Annotated in this window: 15 protein-coding genes; 12 read left to right on the top strand and 3 right to left on the bottom strand. The window is 62.4% G+C overall.

Annotated elements, in window-relative coordinates; all coding sequences use genetic code 11:
* Positions 1-193 precede the first annotated feature (193 nt).
* The 10 genes from PQQ86_RS00730 (at position 194) to PQQ86_RS00685 (ending at position 12,030) form a co-directional block, all read left to right on the top strand.
* Complete coding sequence (locus PQQ86_RS00730; RefSeq protein ID WP_408264147.1) at positions 194-1,030, top strand: sensor histidine kinase; 837 nt, start codon at positions 194-196, stop codon at positions 1,028-1,030.
* A gap of 10 nt (positions 1,031-1,040) precedes the next feature.
* Positions 1,041-1,697, top strand: coding sequence for a response regulator transcription factor RqpR (gene rqpR, locus PQQ86_RS00725; protein WP_408264145.1), 657 nt, complete (start codon positions 1,041-1,043; stop codon positions 1,695-1,697).
* A gap of 283 nt (positions 1,698-1,980) precedes the next feature.
* Entirely contained in the window at positions 1,981-3,372 is a 1,392-nt protein-coding gene (bcaP, locus tag PQQ86_RS00720) for a branched-chain amino acid transporter BcaP (RefSeq protein WP_408264144.1), read from the top strand.
* Between the two features lie 1,025 nt (positions 3,373-4,397).
* Complete coding sequence (locus PQQ86_RS00715) at positions 4,398-4,916, top strand: (2Fe-2S)-binding protein (RefSeq protein ID WP_408264142.1); 519 nt, start codon at positions 4,398-4,400, stop codon at positions 4,914-4,916.
* 10 nt (positions 4,917-4,926) lie between these two features.
* The gene (locus tag PQQ86_RS00710; protein WP_408264140.1) at positions 4,927-7,308 is read left to right on the top strand and encodes a xanthine dehydrogenase family protein molybdopterin-binding subunit; all 2,382 of its coding nucleotides are present in this window, start codon (positions 4,927-4,929) and stop codon (positions 7,306-7,308) included.
* A gap of 22 nt (positions 7,309-7,330) precedes the next feature.
* The gene (locus PQQ86_RS00705) at positions 7,331-8,128 is read left to right on the top strand and encodes an FAD binding domain-containing protein (RefSeq protein ID WP_408264139.1); all 798 of its coding nucleotides are present in this window, start codon (positions 7,331-7,333) and stop codon (positions 8,126-8,128) included.
* Positions 8,129-8,298: 170 nt separating this feature from the next.
* The gene (locus tag PQQ86_RS00700; RefSeq protein WP_408264137.1) at positions 8,299-9,186 is read left to right on the top strand and encodes an AAA family ATPase; all 888 of its coding nucleotides are present in this window, start codon (positions 8,299-8,301) and stop codon (positions 9,184-9,186) included.
* 5 nt (positions 9,187-9,191) lie between these two features.
* Positions 9,192-10,445: a vWA domain-containing protein gene (locus tag PQQ86_RS00695; RefSeq protein WP_408264135.1), complete on the top strand. Its 1,254-nt coding sequence runs from the start codon at positions 9,192-9,194 to the stop codon at positions 10,443-10,445.
* Entirely contained in the window at positions 10,436-11,032 is a 597-nt protein-coding gene (locus PQQ86_RS00690; RefSeq protein WP_408264134.1) for an SRPBCC family protein, read from the top strand. Before PQQ86_RS00695 ends, PQQ86_RS00690 begins: the two co-directional genes overlap by 10 nt.
* Positions 11,005-12,030 carry an XdhC family protein gene (locus PQQ86_RS00685; RefSeq protein WP_408264132.1) on the top strand — a complete coding sequence of 342 codons (1,026 nt, stop codon included), beginning with the start codon at positions 11,005-11,007 and terminating at the stop codon, positions 12,028-12,030. The genes PQQ86_RS00690 and PQQ86_RS00685 overlap by 28 nt, the downstream gene beginning before the upstream one ends.
* Before the next feature lie 792 nt (positions 12,031-12,822).
* On the opposite strand, the gene PQQ86_RS00680 is transcribed toward PQQ86_RS00685, so the two are convergent.
* Entirely contained in the window at positions 12,823-13,563 is a 741-nt protein-coding gene (locus tag PQQ86_RS00680; protein ID WP_408264130.1) for a PepSY-associated TM helix domain-containing protein, read from the bottom strand.
* Between the two features lie 331 nt (positions 13,564-13,894).
* Here PQQ86_RS00680 and PQQ86_RS00675 point away from each other — a divergent pair, with 331 nt between their 5' ends.
* Complete coding sequence (locus PQQ86_RS00675) at positions 13,895-15,796, top strand: DUF3857 domain-containing transglutaminase family protein (RefSeq protein ID WP_408264128.1); 1,902 nt, start codon at positions 13,895-13,897, stop codon at positions 15,794-15,796.
* A 12-nt stretch (positions 15,797-15,808) separates the two neighbouring features.
* Here the strand turns inward: PQQ86_RS00675 and PQQ86_RS00670 are convergent, their stop codons facing one another.
* Together PQQ86_RS00670 and PQQ86_RS00665 are read right to left on the bottom strand one after the other, a co-directional pair.
* Positions 15,809-16,837 (bottom strand): serine/threonine protein kinase, encoded by a 1,029-nt coding sequence (locus PQQ86_RS00670; RefSeq protein WP_408264127.1) that lies wholly within the window; start codon positions 16,835-16,837, stop codon positions 15,809-15,811.
* A gap of 100 nt (positions 16,838-16,937) precedes the next feature.
* Entirely contained in the window at positions 16,938-17,150 is a 213-nt protein-coding gene (locus tag PQQ86_RS00665) for a hypothetical protein (RefSeq protein ID WP_035554043.1), read from the bottom strand.
* 415 nt (positions 17,151-17,565) lie between these two features.
* Here PQQ86_RS00665 and PQQ86_RS00660 point away from each other — a divergent pair, with 415 nt between their 5' ends.
* Positions 17,566-20,748 carry an efflux RND transporter permease subunit gene (locus PQQ86_RS00660; protein WP_408264125.1) on the top strand — a complete coding sequence of 1,061 codons (3,183 nt, stop codon included), beginning with the start codon at positions 17,566-17,568 and terminating at the stop codon, positions 20,746-20,748.
* The last annotated feature ends 65 nt before the right edge of the window (positions 20,749-20,813 follow it).

Genomic DNA, 20,813 nt, shown 5'->3' with positions numbered 1-20,813 from the left:
TAAACGTCGGCCGCAGTACGATCAGCATGTTACTGAATGTAAATTTCGTTACGGCGCGCCGTAGCGATTTGTCCGTCGCGGACGACGCGAAAGGACGTCACTGGAGGCCAGAGACTCGCATGCGTTCTTTCGTCTTCGCGCCGCCGATGCGCACCCGCTTCGCCGTTCGCACTGCTTCCTGAGAGGGAAAGTCATGGATACGTCGACCGTCGTCCCGATTAGCGCTCACATTTCGCCTTCACTTGCACACGCCGCGCCGCCCTGCGCTGCTGAGCGCGAACTCGCGCAACTGCGCGCCCGCGTGCGCCAACTATCGGCCGAGCTCGTTCAGGCGCAGGAGGCTGCCTGCCGCCATGTGGCGCGCGAGTTGCACGACGGCGTCGGCGCCGAGCTGACCGCGACGCGTTTCGCCCTTGCCGGCGTCGAAACCTGGCTGCCCGCCGATGCGCCGCCGCAGTGCGCGGCCGCGCTCGCCGTTGCGAATCGCTCGCTCGACGCTGTGTGCGCCGCCAGCCGCCAGGCCGTCGCGGAACTGCATGCGCCGTCGCTCGAGGCGGGCATTGTCGGCGCGCTGGCGCAATGGACTGGCGACTTCGCCGCGCGCACAAACCTGCGTACGAGTTTCGTCTGCGCCGCCGATGTGCGGCTCACGCGCCTGCCCACCGACGCGGCACTAGCCGTGTTCCGGGTCGCCCAGGAAGCACTGAACAATATTGCCAAGCACGCACGCGCCGAATCCGCCGACGTGCGGATCGAGGCCGGCCGCCGCCACCTGACGTTGATCATCAGCGACGACGGCATCGGCTTGACACGCACCGCCCGCAGCCGTCGCGGCCATTTCGGCCTGAGCGGCATGCAGGCGCGCTGCGCCGCCTTCGACGGCACGCTGCGGATCAGCGCCCGGCGACTCGGCTCAGGCCGCGGCGACAGCGGCACCGCGTCGCGCGGCACGCTCGTGCAGGCGCGCTTTGCGTGGGATGCGATGCTGGCGAGCGCACCAGGCGCTGAGCGTCGCGCGCTGCAATCGTGAGCACGCCATTATGAGCCTGCGCATCCTGCTCGCCGACGACCATGCGGTGGTTCGCCAGGGCGTCCGCCAGTTGCTGCTCGACCGAGGCGTGGCACGCGAAGTCACCGAGGCGCAAAGCGGCGCCGAAGCACTCGAGGCCGTTTCCCAACATAGCTACGACGTGGTGCTGCTCGACATTTCGCTGCCGGACATGAACGGCGTCGAAGTGCTCAAGCGTTTGAAGCGCAAAGCGCCGCGCGTGGCCGTACTGATGTTCTCGATGTACCGCGAGGACCAGTACGCTGTGCGCGCGCTGAAGGCCGGCGCCGCCGGTTACCTGTCGAAGACGGTCGACGCCGCGCAGATGATCGGCGCGATCCAGCAGGTTGCGGCGGGCCGCAAATACGTCAGCCCGGCCATGGCCGAAGCGCTGGCTGACTACGTCTCCTTCGACGGCGAACAATTGCCGCACGAAAAGCTCTCGGATCGCGAATACCAGACGCTATGCATGCTCGCGTCCGGCAAGCGGCTGACGGATATCGCCATGACGTTATCGCTGTCGGTGAAGACGGTCAGCGTGTACCGCACCCGGCTGCTCGAAAAGATGAAGCTGCGCAATAACGCCGAACTGACCTTCTATGTGATGAGCAACCGTCTCGTCGACTTGAATCCGGCGATGGCCGGTTAAAGCTTTCTTCCCCAGATCGCTAAGTAGCGTCCGACCAGCGCGGATGCGATCGCAAGGGCGCGACTCCACCGGACTGGGCGTGCAGCGCGCGAAAGCTTTTCCCCGCGCGTTGTGCCTAGACGAACGTCACAGCCAAATCGCTTTCATCAGGCATTTTTCGCCTCCTCTTCAGACGCTAAAAACGCCGTCCCAAAATGGTGCAAAGGCGCGCATCCGTTAAAATCGCGGGTTTCCCCTGACATTCGGCGCGCAAGATGCGTGCACTACTGGAGACCCACCGCCAATGTCCCTGTTCCGCAAGAAGAGCGTCGAGCACATGATCGCCGCGAGCGCTCAGAACGCCGGCTTGAAGAAGGCGCTCGGCGCACTCGATCTGACTTTCCTCGGCGTCGGCGCCATTATCGGCACCGGCATTTTCGTGCTGACCGGCACGGGCGCCGTTCAGGCCGGCCCGGCGCTGATGGTGTCGTTCCTGATCGCGGCGATTGCCTGCGGGTTCGCCGCGCTCGCCTATGCCGAGTTCGCATCGACGATTCCGGTTGCGGGGTCCATCTACACGTATTCGTACGCGACGCTTGGCGAACTGGCCGCGTGGATCATCGGCTGGGACTTGATGCTTGAGTATGGGCTGGCAACGTCGGCGGTATCGGTCGGCTGGTCGGGCTATCTGCAATCGCTGCTGTCGGGTTTCGGCGTGAGCTTGCCGGTTGCGCTGACGGCGGCGCCGGGCGCTTTGCCTGGGCACGAGACATGGTTCAACCTGCCCGCTTTCCTCGTGATGATGGCGATCACGGCGCTGTTGTCGCTTGGCGTGCGTGAATCCGCGCGGATCAACAACATCATGGTGGCGATCAAGGTGATCGTGGTGCTGCTGGTGATCGGCGTGGGTGTTTTCCACGTGACGCCGGCGAACTGGCATCCGTTTATGCCGAACGGCTGGAACGGCGTGTTCGGCGCGGCGGCGGTGATGTTCTTCGCGTTCATCGGATTTGATTCGGTGTCTTCCGCAGCGGAGGAAGTGAAGGATCCGAAGCGCGATCTGCCGATTGGGATCATTGCGTCGCTGGGCGTGTGTGCGGTGCTGTATGTCGCTGTGGCGGCTGTGGTCACCGGCATCGTGCCGTCGGCGCAGTTCGCGAACATTTCGCACCCGGTGTCGTACGCGTTGCAGGTGGCGGGTCAGAAGTGGGTGGCGGGCTTTATCGACCTTGGCGCCGTGCTGGGCATGCTGACGGTGATTCTGGTGATGGCGTATGGCCAGACGCGCGTGATTTTCGCGATGTCGCGGGATGGGTTGTTGCCGGCGCGGCTTTCCCGTGTGCATCCGAAGTTTGCGACGCCGTTCTTTACGACGTGGCTCGTGGGGATTTTCTTCGGGCTGATTGGTGCGCTGGTGCCGTTGAATGTGCTGGCTGAGCTGATCAATATCGGCACGTTGGCCGCGTTTTCGATGGTGTCCATTGCGGTGCTGGTTTTGCGGAAGACGCATCCTGAGTTGCCGCGGGCGTTTCGATGTCCTGGTGTGCCAGTGGTGCCGGTGCTGGCTGTCGCCTCGTGTTTGTTTTTGATGGTGAATTTGCAGGTTGTCACCTGGGTGGCGTTTGTTGTTTGGTTGCTGATTGGGATGGTTGTTTATTTTGGCTATTCGCGGCGGCATTCGAAGTTGGCGAAATGAAGGTTTTTTTGCCTGCTCGGCGCTTTTGTCAGTGTTCTTGGGGCGTTGGCCTTTCCTTGAATTGTTAGTGGTCTATTAGTGTTGCCCCTGTGCGGGGCGGCACTTACTTTCTTTGCCGCCGCAAAGAAAGATAAGCAAAGAAAACGGCTCAAACCGCTCATGCTAAGTGGGCACCGTGGCTTGCTGCGGGTAGTGGCGCATCTGGAATCCGTGCTCTCGTACATTCCGCGCTAGTGACAAAGGAGTCATCAGCTCCCACTCCGCACTGCGTGCGTCGCGGACGGGTCTGCATGGGAAACCACGCTTCGGTTGAGGTCCGTGGGGCCGTCGGCTTCGCCTCGGCGACGCGCCTCTGCACTCTCCGGCGCCCCCCGCCTCAAACGATATGTCGGCGTGCTGAATCACCGCCCCTCCCGCTCCCCTCTGCCCCAATCCCAGTCACGTTCGCATCTGCCGTTGGCGTTGGCGTCAAAACGCAGCGATCGGTTTTATGAACTGCTCTTCGGCGCGCGCAGCGCCGCCGGAAGTATGACGCCCTTGTCACAAGCGTATGCAGGTGCACGAACACAGATTCCAGATGCACCACTACCTGCAGCAGACCACGGTGCCCCCTTAGCATTAGCGGTTTAAGCCGCTTTCTTTTGCCTACTTTTCTTTGCGGCATGCAAAGAAAAGTAGGTGCCGCCCCGCACAGGGGCAACGCTAATAGACCACTAACAATTCAAGGAAAGGCCAACGCCCCAAGAACACTGACAAAAGCGCCGAGCAGGCAACCAAACCCCGCCGAAGGCAAAAACCCCAAAACCCACGCCGCCAGCCAATCCCCAGCCCGAACGGGCAAAAACCACCCCAAACCCCGCCGAGCAGGCACACAACCCAATAGCGCCCCCACCCAATTTGTGCTTTACTTTTCGGCAGACCCATAAAAAAAGTAAACCCGCAGCACCCTAATCGGACCCCACGAACAGGCAGCTGAAGGCAGGAAAAAACAAAGGTCCGGTTTCACCCCATAAGGAGACAACTTCATGGCGATCAGCATCAGTCTGACGGTGAACGGCGCGCCCATCAGCGCCTCAATCGACCCTAACACCCTGCTTGTCCAGTTCCTGCGCGATCAACTTCGCCTCACAGGAACGCACATCGGCTGCGACACGGCCCAGTGCGGCGCATGCACGGTCCACCTGAACGGCCGCGCAATCAAATCCTGCAACATCCTCGCGGTCCAGGCCGAAGGCGCAACCATCACCACCATCGAAGGACTCGCCAAAGACGGCGCCCTGCACCCGATGCAAGCCGCCTTCAAACACTGCCACGGTCTGCAGTGCGGTTTCTGTACGCCCGGTATGGTGATGAGCGCGGTCTCGCTCGTCGAGCGCCAACCCAATCTCACCGGCGACGACGTGCGCGCCCAGCTCGACGGCAATCTCTGCCGCTGTACGGGCTATCACAACATCGTCAAAGCAGTGCTCGAAGGCGCCGAAGGCATGAAGTCCGCCGGCACGGCCAACGCCACCGCCGCGGCCACTGCGCCCGCCACCGCCTGAGGAGCCGACGATGAACGCACCCGACACCCACCTCATCGGTACTTCCGTCGAACGTAAGGAAGACTATCGTTTCCTCACCGGCAACGGTCAGTACACCGACGACATCGTCCTGCCGCAGCAAACCTACGCGGTATTCCTGCGCTCGCCGCACGCACACGCAAAAATCAACAGCATCGACACCACTGCCGCCAAACAGTCGCCCGGCGTCGTCGCGATTTTCACCGGCGCGGACATGGCCGCGGACAGCGTCGGCGGACTGCCGTGCGGCTGGCTGATTCACAGCACCGACGGCAAGCCGATGAACGAGCCGCCACATCCGATCATCGCGCACACGAAAGCACGCCATGTCGGCGATCAGGTCGCGCTCGTCATCGCCGACTCGATCAAGGCCGCGAAAGACGCCACCGAACTGATCGAGGTCGACTACGACGTGCTGCCGGCCGTGGTCGACACCGCACACGCGGCCGATCCGGGCCAGGCCGCGGTTCACGACGAGGTGCCGGACAACGTCTGCTACAACTGGGGCCACGGCGACAAAGCCGCGACCGACGCCGCCTTCGCCAAAGCCGCGCACGTCACCACGCTCGACATCGTCAACAACCGCCTGATCCCGAACGCGATCGAACCGCGCGCGGTCAACGCAAGCTACTCAGTGCAGGACGACAGCTATACGGTCTACGTCGCGAATCAGAATCCGCACGTGGAACGCCTGTTGATGGCCGCGTTCGTGCTGTCGCTGCCGGAATCGAAACTGCGCGTGATCGCACCGGATGTCGGCGGCGGCTTCGGGTCGAAGATTTTCCTGTATGCCGAAGATGTCGCGCTGACGTGGGCATCGAAGAAGATTCGCCGTCCGATCAAATGGACCGCCGAGCGCTCGGAAGCCTTCGTGTCAGACGCGCACGGCCGCGATCACGTGACCAAGGCCGAACTGGCGATGGACGCCGACGGCAAGTTCCTCGCGATGCGCATTCATACGATCGCCAACATGGGCGCGTATCTGTCGACCTTCGCCTCGAGCGTGCCAACCATCCTGTACGCGACGCTGCTCGCCGGCCAGTACGCAACGCCCGCCATTTACGCGGAGGTGAAAGCGGTCTTCACCAACACCGTCCCGGTCGATGCCTACCGCGGCGCAGGCCGTCCGGAAGCGACGTACGTGGTCGAGCGTCTGGTCGAAACCGCCGCGCGCGAGATGAAACTCGATCCAGCGGAAATCCGGCGGCGCAACTTCATCCGCACGTTTCCGTATGCCACGCCGGTCGGTCTCACCTACGATACCGGCGACTACGAAGCCACGCTCAGCCGTGCGCTCGAACTCGCTGACGTGAAAGGCTTCGCCGCGCGCAAGCAGGAATCCGAAAAGAACGGCAAGCTGCGCGGCCTCGGCTACTCGTGCTACATCGAAGCCTGCGGTTTGGCGCCGTCGAACATCGCCGGCGCATTGGGCGCACGCGCCGGGCTCTTCGAAGTCGGCCAGATTCGCGTGCATCCGACAGGTTCGGTCACCGTGTTCACCGGCTCCCACAGTCACGGCCAGGGGCATGAGACAACCTTTGCGCAAGTGGTCGCGGACCGGCTCGGCATTGCGCTGGAAAGCGTGGAGATCGTTCACGGCGACACCGGTCGCATTCCGTTCGGCATGGGCACATACGGCTCGCGCTCGATCGCGGTCGGCGGCTCGGCGATCATGAAGGCGCTCGACAAGATTGAAACCAAGGCAAAGAAAATCGCCGCACATCTGCTGGAAGCCGCGGCCGAAGACATCGAGTTCAAGGACGGCGTGTTTCGCGTCGCGGGCACCGATCGCACCAAAGCATTCGCCGACATATCGCTCGCCGCCTACGTGCCGCACAACTATCCGCTCGACGTGCTCGAACCGGGCCTCGAAGAAAGCGCGTTCTACGATCCGACCAACTTCACGTATCCGGCGGGCTCGTACATCTGCGAAATCGAGGTCGATCCGGAAACGGGCGTCTGCCGCATCCAGCAGTTCACCGCGGTCGACGATTTCGGCAACGTGATCAATCCAATGATTGTCGAAGGCCAGGTGCATGGCGGGCTCGCACAGGGCATCGGGCAGGCGATGCTGGAGCGCTGCGTGTACGACAACGAAAGCGGCCAGTTGCTGTCCGGTTCCTATATGGACTATGCGATGCCGCATGCGTCCGATCTGCCGAACTTCACCGTCGAAACCGCGAAGGGCACGCCGTGCACGCATAATCCGCTCGGCGTGAAAGGCTGTGGCGAGGCGGGCGCGATCGGTTCGCCACCGGCAGTCATCAATGCAATCCTCGACGCGCTCGCGCCGCTCGGCGTGACCGACCTGCAGATGCCGGCGACACCGCATCGCGTATGGTCTGCAATCCATGCTGCCACGCAACCCCACTAAGATCCTGAGCGGAGCATTCGACATGTATTCATTCGAGTATCAACGCGCGACGGATCCGAAAGCGGCCGCCGCAGCCATCGCCGCCGACAGTGACGCAAAGTTCATTGCCGGCGGACAAAGCCTATTGCCCACCATGCGTCTGCGGCTCGCGCAGCCGTCGCAACTGATCGACGTGACGCGGATTCCTGCGCTTAAATCGATCACCGTCGACGCCGGCAAGGTGACGATTGGCGCAGCCGTATGCCATGTGGACGTCGCGGATCATGCGGAGCTGCGACGGGTGCTGCCGGCGCTCGCGGATCTGGCCGGGCACATCGGCGATCGCCAGGTGCGCGCACTCGGCACCATCGGCGGTTCGCTCGCGAACAACGATCCGGCCGCCTGCTATCCGGCTGCTGCGATGGCTCTCGACGCGACCATCGTCACCGATCGGCGACGGATTTCGTCGAGCGATTTCTTCGTCGGCATGTATGAGACCGCGCTGTCGCCCGACGAGCTGATCGTGGCCGTCGAGTTTCCAGTGCCCGAACGCGCGGCCTACGAGAAATTCCGCAACCCGGCTTCGCATTTTGCGCTGGTCGGCGTGTTCGTCGCGAAGTTCGCGAGCGGCGTGCGTGTTGCTGTGACAGGAGCGGCGTCTGCCGTATTTCGCGTGCCGGAACTGGAAAGCGCGCTGACGGCGAATTTCACGCCCGAGGCCGCGCGAGCGGTAACCGTCTCCGACGCCGACCTGAACACCGACATGCACGCGAGCGCCGAATATCGCGCACATCTGATCCCGGTGCTAGCCGGGCGAGCGGTGACGAAGGCAAACGGTTAGCGATCCTAGCAGTTTGCGGCTGACGTGCCTCGGCGGAGCGCGTCAGCCGTGTTCGATCACGCCCGCGGTATGGCGCGACGCACGCGCTCATCCGCTCCGTTCCGCCGACGGTATGAGTGACACGGCCGAGCGCGCCGTTTTCCTCTTCACCATGCAGAGTCAGGAACACCATGCAGCCTGCTTCAATCGACGACACTCTTGCGCAACTCGCCGCCCAAAGTTACTTCGCCAGCCGCGAACTCGCGACCGCGTTGTATCTCGCCCTGCGCATGGAGCGGCCGTTGTTCGTCGAAGGCGAACCGGGTGTCGGCAAGACCGAACTCGCCAAAGCCGCGGCGGGGATGCTCGGCACCTCGATGCTGCGGCTGCAATGCTACGAAGGACTCGACACCGCCAGCGCGCTCTATGAATGGGACTACCCGCGCCAGATCATGGCGCTGCGTCTGGCCGAAGCCGCTGGCGAGCGACCTGGCAACGACACGCTGTATCGCAGCGAATTCCTGCTGAAGCGTCCACTGCTGCAAGCGCTGATGCCCGACGAAAATCATCCGGGCGCGCGGCGCGTACTGCTGATCGACGAGATTGACCGCGCCGACGAACCGTTCGAAGCTTTTCTGCTGGAACTGCTGTCCGACTTCCAGGTATCGATTCCCGAATACGGCACCGTGCGCGCGGAGCAGCCGCCGCTCGTCGTGATGACGTCGAACCGCACGCGCGAAGTGCACGACGCGTTGAAACGCCGTTGCCTGTATCAATGGATCGGCTATCCCGAGCGCGATCGTGAACTGGAGATCGTCGCCGCGCGCGCGCCGCAGACGTCGGTTGAATTGCAACGGCGCGCGGTTGATTTCGTGCATCGGCTGCGCGGCATGGATCTGTTCAAGGCGCCCGGCATCGCCGAAACGATCGACTGGTGCCGCGCGTTGGAAGCGTTGTCGGTAACGGAGCTCGATCCGCAATCGGTACAGAACACCCTGGGTGTGCTGCTCAAGTATCAGGACGATCTGGCGCGCGTCGACGCCGCGCAGATCGCGCAATGTCTCGTGACGCCGGGATAACGGCGATGACCGCCTCCATCGACCCGTCGGGCGCTCCGATCAATACACCCACACTCGCGCACAACGTCGTCCACTTTGTGCGCGTGCTGCGCGGCGCGGGCTTGCCGATGTCACCGGCGCAAGCCGTCGACGCACTCGCCGCACTGCATTGGATCGACCTCGGCCGCCGCGACGATGTGCGCGCCGCGCTCGCCACGCTCCTCGTCTCCGCGCCGGACGAACGCGACCTCTTCAACGCCGCCTTCGATCTGTTCTGGCGCGACCCGGATTGGGAAGGCAAACTGCGCGCGCTGCTGCTGCCTAAAGTCCGCGACGGGTTGCCGCCACCCAAACGCAACAACCGTCTCGCCGACGCGCTTGCCGTGCGCACGCCCCCCTCGCCGCACAGCAAGGCGCCACAGGAAACCGAACAACACGAACTACACGCGCACGTCACCTTCAGTGCTGAAGAGCGGCTACGTCATCGCGATTTCGAAACGCTTTCCGCTGACGAATGGCGAACATTGCGGCATCTGATCCGCGGCCAGCGTCTGCCGCTTGCCACCGAGCCGACGCGCCGCCTGAAGGCCGCGTCGCACGGCACGCATGCCGATTTGCGCGCGAGCGCACGACAAGCAGTGCGCGCCGGTGGCGACTGGACGGTGTGGAAGTATCGCGCGGTGGTGGAACGCAAACCGCCGCTCGTGTTGCTGCTGGATATCTCCGGTTCGATGAGCAGCTATTCGCGCGCGGTCCTGTACTTCTGCCACGCGCTTCTGCAATCGCGTGAGCGTCTGCAGGTGTTCCTTTTCGGCACGCGCCTGACCAACGCGACGCGCGCGCTGCGCGAGCGCGATCCCGACGTGGCGATCGCGACGCTCACCGATCAGGTGGTCGACTGGTCGGGCGGCACGCGGATCGGCGCGGCGCTCGCCGAATTCAACCGGCGCTGGGCACGTCGCGTGCTGACTGGCCGTGCCACGGTGCTGCTCGTCACCGACGGCCTGGATCACGAAGCGATCGACGTGCTCGACACCGAAATGGCCCGTCTGCGCCGCTTCGCATACCGTATCGTGTGGCTCAACCCGCTGTTGCGTTTCAGCGGTTTTTCACCGAAAGCGCGCGGCGTGCAGGCGATCCTGCCGTACGTCGACGCACATCGTCCGGTTCACAATCTGGACAGTCTGACGGCGTTCGGCCGCGACCTCGCACAACTTACGCGCGCGCCTCGTTTGACCGTCTCCGCCAAGACATCTGCAGGAGCAACGCCATGGAATTAAGTGAAACCCATACGCTGCCGGTTTCCCAGCAGCGCGCGTGGGATGCGCTAAACGATACCGAAATCCTGCGCGCGTGCATTCCCGGCTGCGAAAGCATCGACCCGGATGGCGAAAACGCGTATGCGGTGGTGTTGAGCGCATCGGTCGGTCCGGTGAAGGCGCGCTTCAAAGGGCGTATGCTGCTGACCGATATCGAGGCGCCGAGCAGCTACACCATCGTTTTCGAAGGTCAGGGTGGCGCGGCGGGCTTCGGCAAGGGCAATACGCACGTCACGCTCGAACCCGAGGGTGACACCGCGACGAAGCTCACGTACACGGCGACTGCACAGGTCGGCGGCAAGCTCGCCCAGATCGGTTCGCGGCTGGTCGACGGCGCTGCGCGTAAAATCGCGGGCGAATTTTTCAAGCGCTTCGGCGCGCAGGTCGGCGGCGACGCTGATGGCCCGACGGCCCCGGAAGACGGGGACACTGCAGCCGCCGACGCGACGGCGCAGAATACAGAATCGAATGAGCCTGCGGACACCGAGTCCGGCGGCGACGGAACGAAAAGGAAGAAATCATGGACAGCGTGGATCTCGAAGTCCTGAAGTCCAGTGCACGTTGGCTGGAAGAGGGGCATCGCGCGCTACTGGTGACGGTGGTGAAGACGTGGGGCTCGTCGCCGCGTCCCGAGGGCGCGATGCTCGCGGTGCGTGACGATGGCCTCGTGGTGGGCTCGGTCTCGGGCGGCTGCATCGAAGACGACCTGATCGACCGCGTGCGGCAAAAGGGTATTGAGCAGACCCGCCCGGAGGCGGTGAAGTACGGCATTACCGCGGAAGAAGCGCATCGCTTCGGCCTGCCTTGCGGCGGCACGATCCAGCTGGTGCTGGAGCCTTTGACGCCGCAAAGCGGCATTGCCGATCTGTGCCATGCGGTGGAGGATGGCCGTCTGGTGGCACGCGAAGTCGACATGGTGACGGGCGCAGTACGGCTCGATACCGCGCTGGCAACTGACGGCGTGCATTTCGACGGCGAGCGTCTGCTGACGATTCACGGCCCGCGTTACCGGATGCTGGTGATCGGCGCGGGGCAGTTGTCGCGCTATCTGTGCAACATCGCGGTTGGGCTCGACTATCAGGTCACCGTGTGCGATCCACGCGAGGAGTACACCGAGGAGTGGCGCATTCCCGGCACGAAGATCGTGCGGACGATGCCGGACGATACGGTGATCGAGATGAAGCTCGACGAGCGGTGTGCGGTGATTGCACTGACGCATGATCCTAAGCTGGATGATCTCGCGCTGATGGAGGCGTTGAAGACGCCGGCTTTTTATGTGGGTGCTTTGGGCTCGAGAAGGAATAATCAGGCGCGGCGCGAGCGGTTGAAGGAGTTTGATCTGAACGATACCGAGTTGGCCCGGCTGCATGGGCCGGTTGGGATTTATATTGGCAGCCGGACACCGCCTGAGATTGCTGTTTCTATTCTTGCTGAGGTTACTGCGGCTAAGAATGGGGTTTCGTTGCCGACTTTATTGCAGGTTGAGGGCGCTAAGGCAGCGCGGGAGATTGCTGCTTCTGGTGGTGGGGCTGCTTGTAGTGTCTAGGTTTTTGCCTTTTGCGGCGGCATTGTCAGTGTTCTGGGGGCGTTGGCCTTTCCTTGCATTGTTAGTGGTCTATTAGCGTTGCCCCTGTGCGGGGCGGCACCTACTTTTCTTTGCCGGCTGCAAAGAAAAGTAGGCAAAAGAAAGCAGCTTAAACCGCTAATACTAAGTGGGTCCCGTGGTCTGCTGCGGGTAGTGGTACATCTGGAATCCGTGTTCTCGCACATTCGACGTTAGTGACAAAGGTGTCATCAGCTCCCACTCCGCACTGCGTGCGTCGCGGACGGGTCTGCATGGGAAACCACCGGCTTCGGTTGGCGTAGCGGGGGCCGTCGGCTTCGCCTCGGCGACGCGCCTCTGCACTCACCCGGGAACCCCCACTTAAAATGATATGTCGGTGTGCCGCAATCATAGTCACGGTCACGGCTTCGGTGGTGGCAGTGCAAGGACGGCCACGCCCCGTTGGCGAGGCGTGGCCGTCAAAACGTAGAGGGTGGTTTTGTGAAGTGCTCTTCGGCGCGCGCAGCGCCGCCGGAAGTATGACGCCCTTGTCACTAGCGCATGCAGGGGCACGAACACAGATTCCAGATGCACCACTACCCGCTGCAAACCACGGTGCCCACTTAGTATTAGCGGTTTAAGCTGCTTTCTTTTGCCTACTTTTCTTTGCAGCCGGCAAAGAAAAGTAGGTGCCGCCCCGCACAGGGGCAACACTAATAGACCACTAACAAAACAAGGAAAGGCCAACGCCCTAAGAACACAAACAACAAGCGCCGCGCAGGCAAAAAAACCAGGTCACATTAACCCACAAACCACAGCGGCAACCACCGAGCCGCCCACCAGCATGACACCCACCACGCGGCGCTTATTCAGCTCAGTCCACAGCAGGACACCGGTCAGGGAAAGCAAAATCATCCCCCCCGCGATCGTATCGATCAACAAAACCCACCCAACACTCAAACCCACACCACGATGCAAATTATTCATCGTAGTAAGAAACGAGTTCTGCGTGCGTTTCACCGCAACAAACCCATTCCCAACCCAATACTCAGCCTGCACATTCTGAGTAGGCCCAAAAATCCCGACTTGCCAGAACTCCGGCTGCATCGTGCTGCGATCGCCCCACGCCACCGGATGTGCCGGCTCGCGTTTCACCCGCCCCGGCTTGCCGTCGATCTTCAACTCACCCTTGAGCCACTTCGCCATCTCCATCGGCGACTTCAGCTGCCCTTGCGGCACAGAAATCTGCATCTCCTCGACCTGCGGCTCACCCGACGACACTTTCAACGGTCCGCCCCGATGATTCAGCAAAAAACCCGTCGCGCCAAACATCAGCCCCAACACCGCGCCCCACAGGCCAACCCAGCCGTGCACCTTGCGCAACCACTTGATGAAATTCGCCCGCCGCGAACGCTGGCGCCGCGCCGCCTGCTCGGCGTCGTCCATCAAATGATGACCGCGCTCCGACGTATGTGCCGTGTATTGCGTGCTGCCACCAGCAGCAGGTTTCATATCGATCGAATCAGGCGCGTTCACATCCATGCTCCAGGCGCAGCAAGTTAAACCCTCGCCAACGGGCGGCGGCCAGGCGCACGCTCTCATCAGCGGTAAAGGAAAGTTCGAAGAGAAAGGCCGGACAGACCCGGCTTGCGGTCCAGGCCGTCCAGCTGAGAGGCTGGCTGGCAGTCACAGAGGAGGAGAAATGTGACAGAAAGCTGGCGATGCCTTTCAATTGAGAATGGATATCATTACACAATTAGGGCATTTGCTCAATCGCAATGCTCGGTATCCGCTTGACATCCGGGCGGCGCAAACCGACTCTAGCTGGCGATCCCGTCAACGTTGCCGTTCCGGATACCTGCCCGCCATGCGCCTCACCTCTTTGGTCTGTCTTGCCTCTCTCGGCTGGCTTGCCGGCGTTCATGGCGCGAGCGCGAGCATCGCGGCCAAGCTGGACGATCCCTATACCAACGAAGGTGAAACGCAGACCTTCACCGTCAACGCCGACGGCTCCTTCTCGAAGCTCGATTCGATGACGCTGCACGTGAACAACGAAGCAGGCGTCGCGCGAGTGGCGCAGCAATACGTCTGGTTCAACCGCAATATGGCGGACGTGCAGATCATCGAGGCCTACACGACCACCGCCGACGGCGTGCGTCACGACGTGCAGCCCGATCAGATCCGCGACGTGCAGGAAGCGCGCTCGTTCGACGCGCCGATGTTCCAGGACATCCAGGAAAAGGTGATCGTGTTCCCCGCCGTCGAGCCCGGCGCGCGCGTACACCTCACCTATCGCAAGACGCAAAAGCAGCCGATCGAGTTGGGCGAATTCAGCGACTTCACACCGCCCGATCTCGCGCCGACCCACAACTTTCACCTCATCTACGACCTACCCGCCGGCAAGCCGCTTTATGCCGATGCACGCGGCTTCACCGCGCTTCAACCGGTCACGCGCGACGGCCGCACACGCTACGAATACCGTTACGACAAGGCGCATTTCAGCCGGCTGGAGCGCGGCTCGATCGCGTACGTGTCGTACGGCGACCGGCTAATGGTCTCGACCTTTCCGGACTACGCCGCTTTCGCCGCCAGCTACCGGACGTCCGCCGCCGACCCGAGCGCGCGCGACACCGCCGTCACGCGTCTTGCGCAAAACCTCACCGCGCGCGACCACACCCCGCACGACAAAGCCAAAACGCTGTACGACTGGGTGCGCCGCAACGTCCGCTATGTGGCGATCTACGTTGGGCGCGGCTCGGTGGTGCCGCACAGTGCAAGCGCGATCCTCGCGAACCGTTATGGCGACTGCAAGGACCACGTAGCGCTGTACGGCGCGATGCTCGACGCCATCGGCGTTCGCAACGAGCCGGCCTTGATCAGCAGTGGCTCGATTTACACGTTGCCCAGCGTGCCGGGCTATGGCGTCATCAATCACGTGATCACCTGGCTGCCGGATTTGCAACAATACGCGGACTCGACCGCATCGAATGTCGAGTTCGGTTTTTTGCCGTCGTCCGATATGAACCGGCCTACCGTCCTCGTCAATCAGGGGGTGGTCGCACAAACGCCGGCCACCGAGTTGATGACGCGCAGCACCGACCTGTCGATCAAGGTCGAACCGGATGGCTCGGCGAGCTTCACCTATCGCCTGGAAGCATCGGGCGCCACTGCCGAACAGGCGCGCGCGATGTTGCGCACACAGACGCCCGCGCAACGTGAGGATTCAATTCAGGCAGAACTGCGCAGCGCCAACCTGCGCGGCACCGCCACGCTGACCACCAGCGACCTCACCGTTGCCGACGGCCCGCTGACGATCTCGATGAAAGGCACGCTCGAAAGTCTGGTGGTACCGGGCGCCGCGGCATCGATTCCGGCGCTGACGAGTATGGCCGGCGGCTTCGAGGCGGACACCCGCTACTGGCTCGGCGAACGGCAGCGCACGCAGCCATTCGTCTGCCACAACCTGGCACTGCATGAACGCGCGCGCATTGAATTGCCGGCGAATTTCCACGTGCTGGAAATGCCGGAAGCGAAACGAACCCAGGACCGCTTCGTCGATTTCCAGTCGCAGTACACGTTCGATCCACTCAGCAACGTGGTGACGATGACGCGCGACGGCGCCACCCATTTCGATAGCGAGGTCTGCACGCCCGACGACTTCGCGAAAATGCGTCCCGCGATCGAAGCGATCGGGCGCGACGTGCGCGCCGAAGTGATTGTCAAATCGACGCTGGTGGAATCGTCGAGCGTGGCGTCGCAGGCGCCGTAGGACCGCTACCGCTCAAACCGGCCAGAGCGGCCCTTCCTCCATCGCGCCGAGTTGCTCGCGCAGTTCGAGGATGCGGTCTTCCCAATAGCGCTGCGTGTTGAACCACGGAAACGCCGCCGGAAACGCCGGGTCGTCCCAGCGGCGCGCGAGCCACGCCTGATAGTGAATCAACCGTAGCGTGCGCAACGCTTCGACGAGATACAGTTCGCGCGGCTCGAAGTCGCAGAAGTCTTCGTAACCCGCGAGCAGATCCGCCAGCGCACGCGAAGCCTCGACGCGATCGCCCGGCAGCAGCAGCCATAAATCCTGCACGGCCGGACCCATGCGGCTATCGTCGAAGTCAACGAAATGCGGACCCGCGTCGGTCCACAACACATTGCTCGGATGACAATCGCCGTGCATTCGCAGCATGCGAATATCGCCGGCACGCTCGAAGGCGCGCTCGACGGCCTCAAGTGCGAGATTCACCACGGTCTGCCAGGCGGTGCGGACATCGTCGGGCACAAAGTTGTGCGACAGCAGGAAGTCGCGCGGCTCGTAGCCGAACGTGTTGATGTCGAGCGTAGGACGTTCGGTGTAGTTCTGCGTCTGTCCAACCGCATGGATGCGGCCGATGAAACGCCCCAGCCATTCGAGCGTATCGCGCCGGTCCAGATCGGGCGCACGGCCGCCGCGGCGTTCGAAGATCGAGAAACGGAAACCGTCAAAGGTATGCAGCGAGCGGCCTTCGAAAACACGCGCGGGCACTGCCGGAATCTCACGCGCGGCGAGATCGGCAACAAAGGCGTGTTCTTCGAGAATGGCGGCGTCGGTCCAACGCTCGGGACGGTAGAACTTGGCGACCACTGGCGGGCCGTCTTCCACGCCCACCTGGTACACGCGGTTCTCGTAGCTGTTGAGCGGCAGCATGCGACCGTCGGTGTACACACCGACGCTGCTGAGCACGCTGTCGAGCGCGTCGAGCACGATTTCCGGCTTGAGCCGGGCGAAAGGTACGGCGCTATCGGCGCCGTCCTGTGGGTCGAGATTGTCGTCGTTCATGTCCGCATTGTGCGCCGCGCCGTCGTCAAAGACGAGGGCGTCGGCTCACCTTGCGGCTAACTGCCACCTGCAACCACCATGAATCGGACTCAAACCAGCTTCAATGCACCTGTGCGCTCGACGGGCGAACCTGCTCGCCCGTATCGATCAGATCTTCAAGGAAAAAGGGTTCAGTATTGAGATGCTCCGATGTGCCGGGTTCGCCGGCATACCAGGCCACCATAGCCATGTCGCCGAGAATGCGCATGACAATCCCGCGTGCGCCCTGCGGCACCGCGATATGCACCGATCGGACAATGGAACCGATTTGCATGATGTTTCCCCGTTTCTCCCATAGCCGGCTTTATGGTTTCCGCGCCGGTCAAGGTGATGATAAAAGCGCCGCTTCGCCGATAACGTTGCGTACGCACCCAATCTGCTGCGCGTAAGACGCGTGAGAGGTTCGAGTCATTGTTCCCGTTTTGCGGGGCCATGGAAAGCGCGAACTCAGGGCTGTTCACCCGTCGTTTCGCCCTATTCCCATTACAGCGCGCCGGGCCGATGATCTGGGCGTAAAGCGTCGTAACGAGACCATCATAAACCCAGCCGGGGCGATATATCAAAATCATGCACCGTCAGAACGACCCGCTTAATTCGCCCGTGGCGACCGCCGGCCGCCGTCGCGGCATGCCTCATGGCCGCTGTGCACGCCACGTCCGCGGCGCCGGCTTTCATCCCCTTCACTAGCCATGTGGATCGTTCGTCTGGCGCTGCGGCGCCCCTATACCTTCGTCGTGCTGGCCCTGCTTTTGCTGATCGTCGGCCCGCTGACGATCCTGCGCACGCCGACCGACATTTTCCCAAATATCGACATTCCGGTGCTTTCGGTGATCTGGTCGTACAACGGCCTGCCCGCCGACGAAATGGAAAAACGCATCGTGCTCAACTACGAGCGCGGGCTGTCGACCGCGGTCAACGATATCGAGCATACGGAGTCGACTTCGCTGAATGGGATCGCAGTGGTGAAGATCTTTTTCCAGCCGCACGCGAATATCGATGAAGCGCTCGCCGAAGTCACGGCGCTGTCACAGACGCAATTGCGTTCGCTGCCGCCAGGCATCACGCCGCCGAATATCCTGCGCTACAACGCCTCGACGGTGCCGATCCTGCGCCTCGCGCTGTCGTCAGCTTCGCTCACCGAGCAGGAGCTGTTCGACTTCGGCAATAACTTCCTGAAGACGCAACTCGCCACCGTGCCGGGCGCTTCGGCTCCGTTGCCGTACGGCGGCAAGCAGCGGCAGATCATGGTCGATATCGATTCGCGCAAGCTGCAGGAGCGCAATCTGTCGCCAATGGACGTGGTCAACGCCGTCACCGCACAAAATCTGATCCTGCCCTCCGGCACCGCGAAAATCGGTTCGACGGAATATTCGGTGGAGATGAACGGCAGTCCGGATTCGCTCGCTGGCCTCAATAACATTCCGATCAAATCCACGGCTAACGGCACCGTCTATATCCGCGACGTCGCTCATGTGCGCGACGGCTTCCAGCCGCAAACCAACATCGTGCGCGTGAACGGCCAGCGCGCCGCCTTGCTGACCATCAACAAAAGCGGCAACACATCCACGCTCGAAATCGTCGACCGTATCAAGAAGATGATGCCGACGCTGCGCAACCTCGTGCCGGCTTCGCTGAATATCGACCCGGTGGCCGATCAGTCGCTGTTCGTGCGCGCCTCGGTGCAGGGCGTGCTGCGCGAAGCGCTGATCGCCGCGTGTCTCACCGGTCTGATGATTCTGCTGTTCCTCGGCAACTGGCGCGCGACGTTGATCATCGCCGTGTCGATTCCGCTGTCAATGATCACCTCGATCATCGCGCTGTCGATGCTTGGCGAAACCATCAACATCATGACGTTGGGCGGGTTCGCGCTCGCGGTCGGTATTCTGGTCGACGACGCGACGGTGGCGATCGAAAACATCAGCCATCAACTCGAGCAGGGCAAGACGCTGGAGCAGGCGATTCTCGACGGCGCGCACCAGATCGCGATTCCGACTCTGGTCTCGACCTTATCGATCTGCATCGTGTTCGTGCCGATGTTTCTGCTGACGGGCGTCGCGCACTACCTGTTCATTCCGCTCGCCGAAGCGGTGGTGTTCGCGATGCTGGCCTCGTATTTCTTCTCGCGTACGCTCGTGCCGACCATGGCGAAGTACCTGCTGCGCCACCACCACAAGCCGGCGGATCTGCATCACGCGCCCGAGCAAACGCGCAATCCGTTCATGCGCGTGCACTATGCCTTCGAGCGCGGCTTCGCACGTTTTCGCGATCGCTATCGCGTGTTTCTCGAGGCGCGGGTTGCACGACCGGGTCTGTTCGTGACGCTGTTCCTCGTCTGCTGTGGCGCGTCGATGCTGCTGATGCCGTTTCTCGGCCGCGACTTTTTCCCGCAAGTCGATGCGGGCACCATTGCGCTGCATCTACGCGCGAAAACCGGCATGCGGGTCGAGGAAACCGCAGTAGTGACCGATCGGGTCGATACGCGGATTCGTCAGCTGATACCGCCGGGCGAGTTGCATTCGCTCATCGACAATATCGGCTTGCCGGTCTCGGGCATTAATCTCTCGTACAGCAACACCGGCACGATCGGCACCTCGGATTCGGACGTGCTCATCACGCTGAATCCCGATCATCATCCGAGCGCCGATTACGTGCGCACGCTGCGCCGCACGCTCACCGATGAATTCCCCGGCGTGCAGTTCGCCTTCCTGCCCGCGGATATCGTCAGTCAGACACTCAACTTCGGCATGCCCTCGCCGATCGACATTCAGATCGTCGGGCGCGACGTCGCCGGCAATCGCGCGTTCGCCGCGCAGTTGCTGAACCGGCTGCGCACCGTGCCGGGTCTCGCCGATGCGCGCATCCAGCAGCCCGCCGATTTGCCGCGCATCTTTATCGACGTGGACCGTACACGCGCACAGCAAGCCGGCTTCTCGCAACGCGACATCGCAAGCGATCTGCTGATTACGCTGTCCGGCAGCCAGCAGACCACGCCGACGTTCTGGCTCAATCCGCGCAACGGTGTCAGCTACAACGTGATCACGGAAGCGCCGCAATACACGATCGATTCGCTGCAATCGCTCGCGAACATTCCGCTGAATGCCAACGGCCGCAGCAATATCCTCGGCTCACTCGCCACGATGAAACGCGAAGCGGGCAACGCGGTGCTCACCCACTACAACGCGCAGACCACCATCGACATTTTCGGCACCGCCGACGGCCGCGATCTTGGCGGCGTCTCCGACGACATCAGCAAGATCATCGACAACGCCAAAGCCAACCTCCCCAAAAGCTCGACCATCGAAGTACGCGGCCAGGTGCAGACGATGAACGATTCGTTCTCGGGCCTGTTCGCCGGTTTGGTATTTGCGATCCTGCTGGTGTATCTGCTGATCGTGGTGAATTTCCAGTCGTGGCTCGATCCCTTCATCATCATCACGGCGCTGCCGGGCGCGCTCGCAGGCATTGTGTGGATGCTGTTTCTCACGCACACCACGCTGTCGATTCCTGCGCTGACGGGCGCGATCATGTGTATCGGCATCGCCACTGCGAACTCGATTCTCGTGATCAGCTTTGCACGCGAACAACTGCTCGAACACGGCGACGCGACGCGCGCGGCGATCGAGGCGGGCTTCACGCGTTTCCGCCCGGTACTGATGACGGCGCTCGCGATGGTGATCGGCATGGTGCCGATGGCGACCGGTCTCGGCGAAGGCGGCGAGCAGAATGCGCCGCTCGGGCGCGCGGTGATCGGTGGTTTGACGGTCGGCACGTTAGCTACGCTGATCTTCGTGCCCGTTGTGTTTTCGATGATCTACCGGCGGCTCGCGGCACGGCGCCAGCGTGCGGCCGAGCATGTGGTGCAAAAACCATGACAACTAGTACGACACACGCAACACAAAGCACAAGAGGCAGCTTCGACTGCCCACGCATTCTGATA

Source organism: Paraburkholderia sediminicola, assembly GCF_046026675.1.
Classification (GTDB): Bacteria; Pseudomonadota; Gammaproteobacteria; order Burkholderiales; family Burkholderiaceae; genus Paraburkholderia; species Paraburkholderia sediminicola_F.
Note: the sequence above shows the minus strand (reverse complement) of the source record. Positions and strands in the feature narration are given on the sequence as shown.

Coding starts and splice junctions, on each gene's coding strand:
- PQQ86_RS00730 (WP_408264147.1), top strand. CDS start 194: ATGGATACGTCGACCGTCGTCCCGATTAGCGCTCACATTTCGCCTTCA.
- rqpR (WP_408264145.1), top strand. CDS start 1,041: ATGAGCCTGCGCATCCTGCTCGCCGACGACCATGCGGTGGTTCGCCAG.
- bcaP (WP_408264144.1), top strand. CDS start 1,981: ATGTCCCTGTTCCGCAAGAAGAGCGTCGAGCACATGATCGCCGCGAGC.
- PQQ86_RS00715 (WP_408264142.1), top strand. CDS start 4,398: ATGGCGATCAGCATCAGTCTGACGGTGAACGGCGCGCCCATCAGCGCC.
- PQQ86_RS00710 (WP_408264140.1), top strand. CDS start 4,927: ATGAACGCACCCGACACCCACCTCATCGGTACTTCCGTCGAACGTAAG.
- PQQ86_RS00705 (WP_408264139.1), top strand. CDS start 7,331: ATGTATTCATTCGAGTATCAACGCGCGACGGATCCGAAAGCGGCCGCC.
- PQQ86_RS00700 (WP_408264137.1), top strand. CDS start 8,299: ATGCAGCCTGCTTCAATCGACGACACTCTTGCGCAACTCGCCGCCCAA.
- PQQ86_RS00695 (WP_408264135.1), top strand. CDS start 9,192: ATGACCGCCTCCATCGACCCGTCGGGCGCTCCGATCAATACACCCACA.
- PQQ86_RS00690 (WP_408264134.1), top strand. CDS start 10,436: ATGGAATTAAGTGAAACCCATACGCTGCCGGTTTCCCAGCAGCGCGCG.
- PQQ86_RS00685 (WP_408264132.1), top strand. CDS start 11,005: ATGGACAGCGTGGATCTCGAAGTCCTGAAGTCCAGTGCACGTTGGCTG.
- PQQ86_RS00675 (WP_408264128.1), top strand. CDS start 13,895: ATGCGCCTCACCTCTTTGGTCTGTCTTGCCTCTCTCGGCTGGCTTGCC.
- PQQ86_RS00670 (WP_408264127.1), bottom strand. CDS start 16,837: ATGAACGACGACAATCTCGACCCACAGGACGGCGCCGATAGCGCCGTA.
- PQQ86_RS00665 (WP_035554043.1), bottom strand. CDS start 17,150: ATGCAAATCGGTTCCATTGTCCGATCGGTGCATATCGCGGTGCCGCAG.
- PQQ86_RS00660 (WP_408264125.1), top strand. CDS start 17,566: ATGTGGATCGTTCGTCTGGCGCTGCGGCGCCCCTATACCTTCGTCGTG.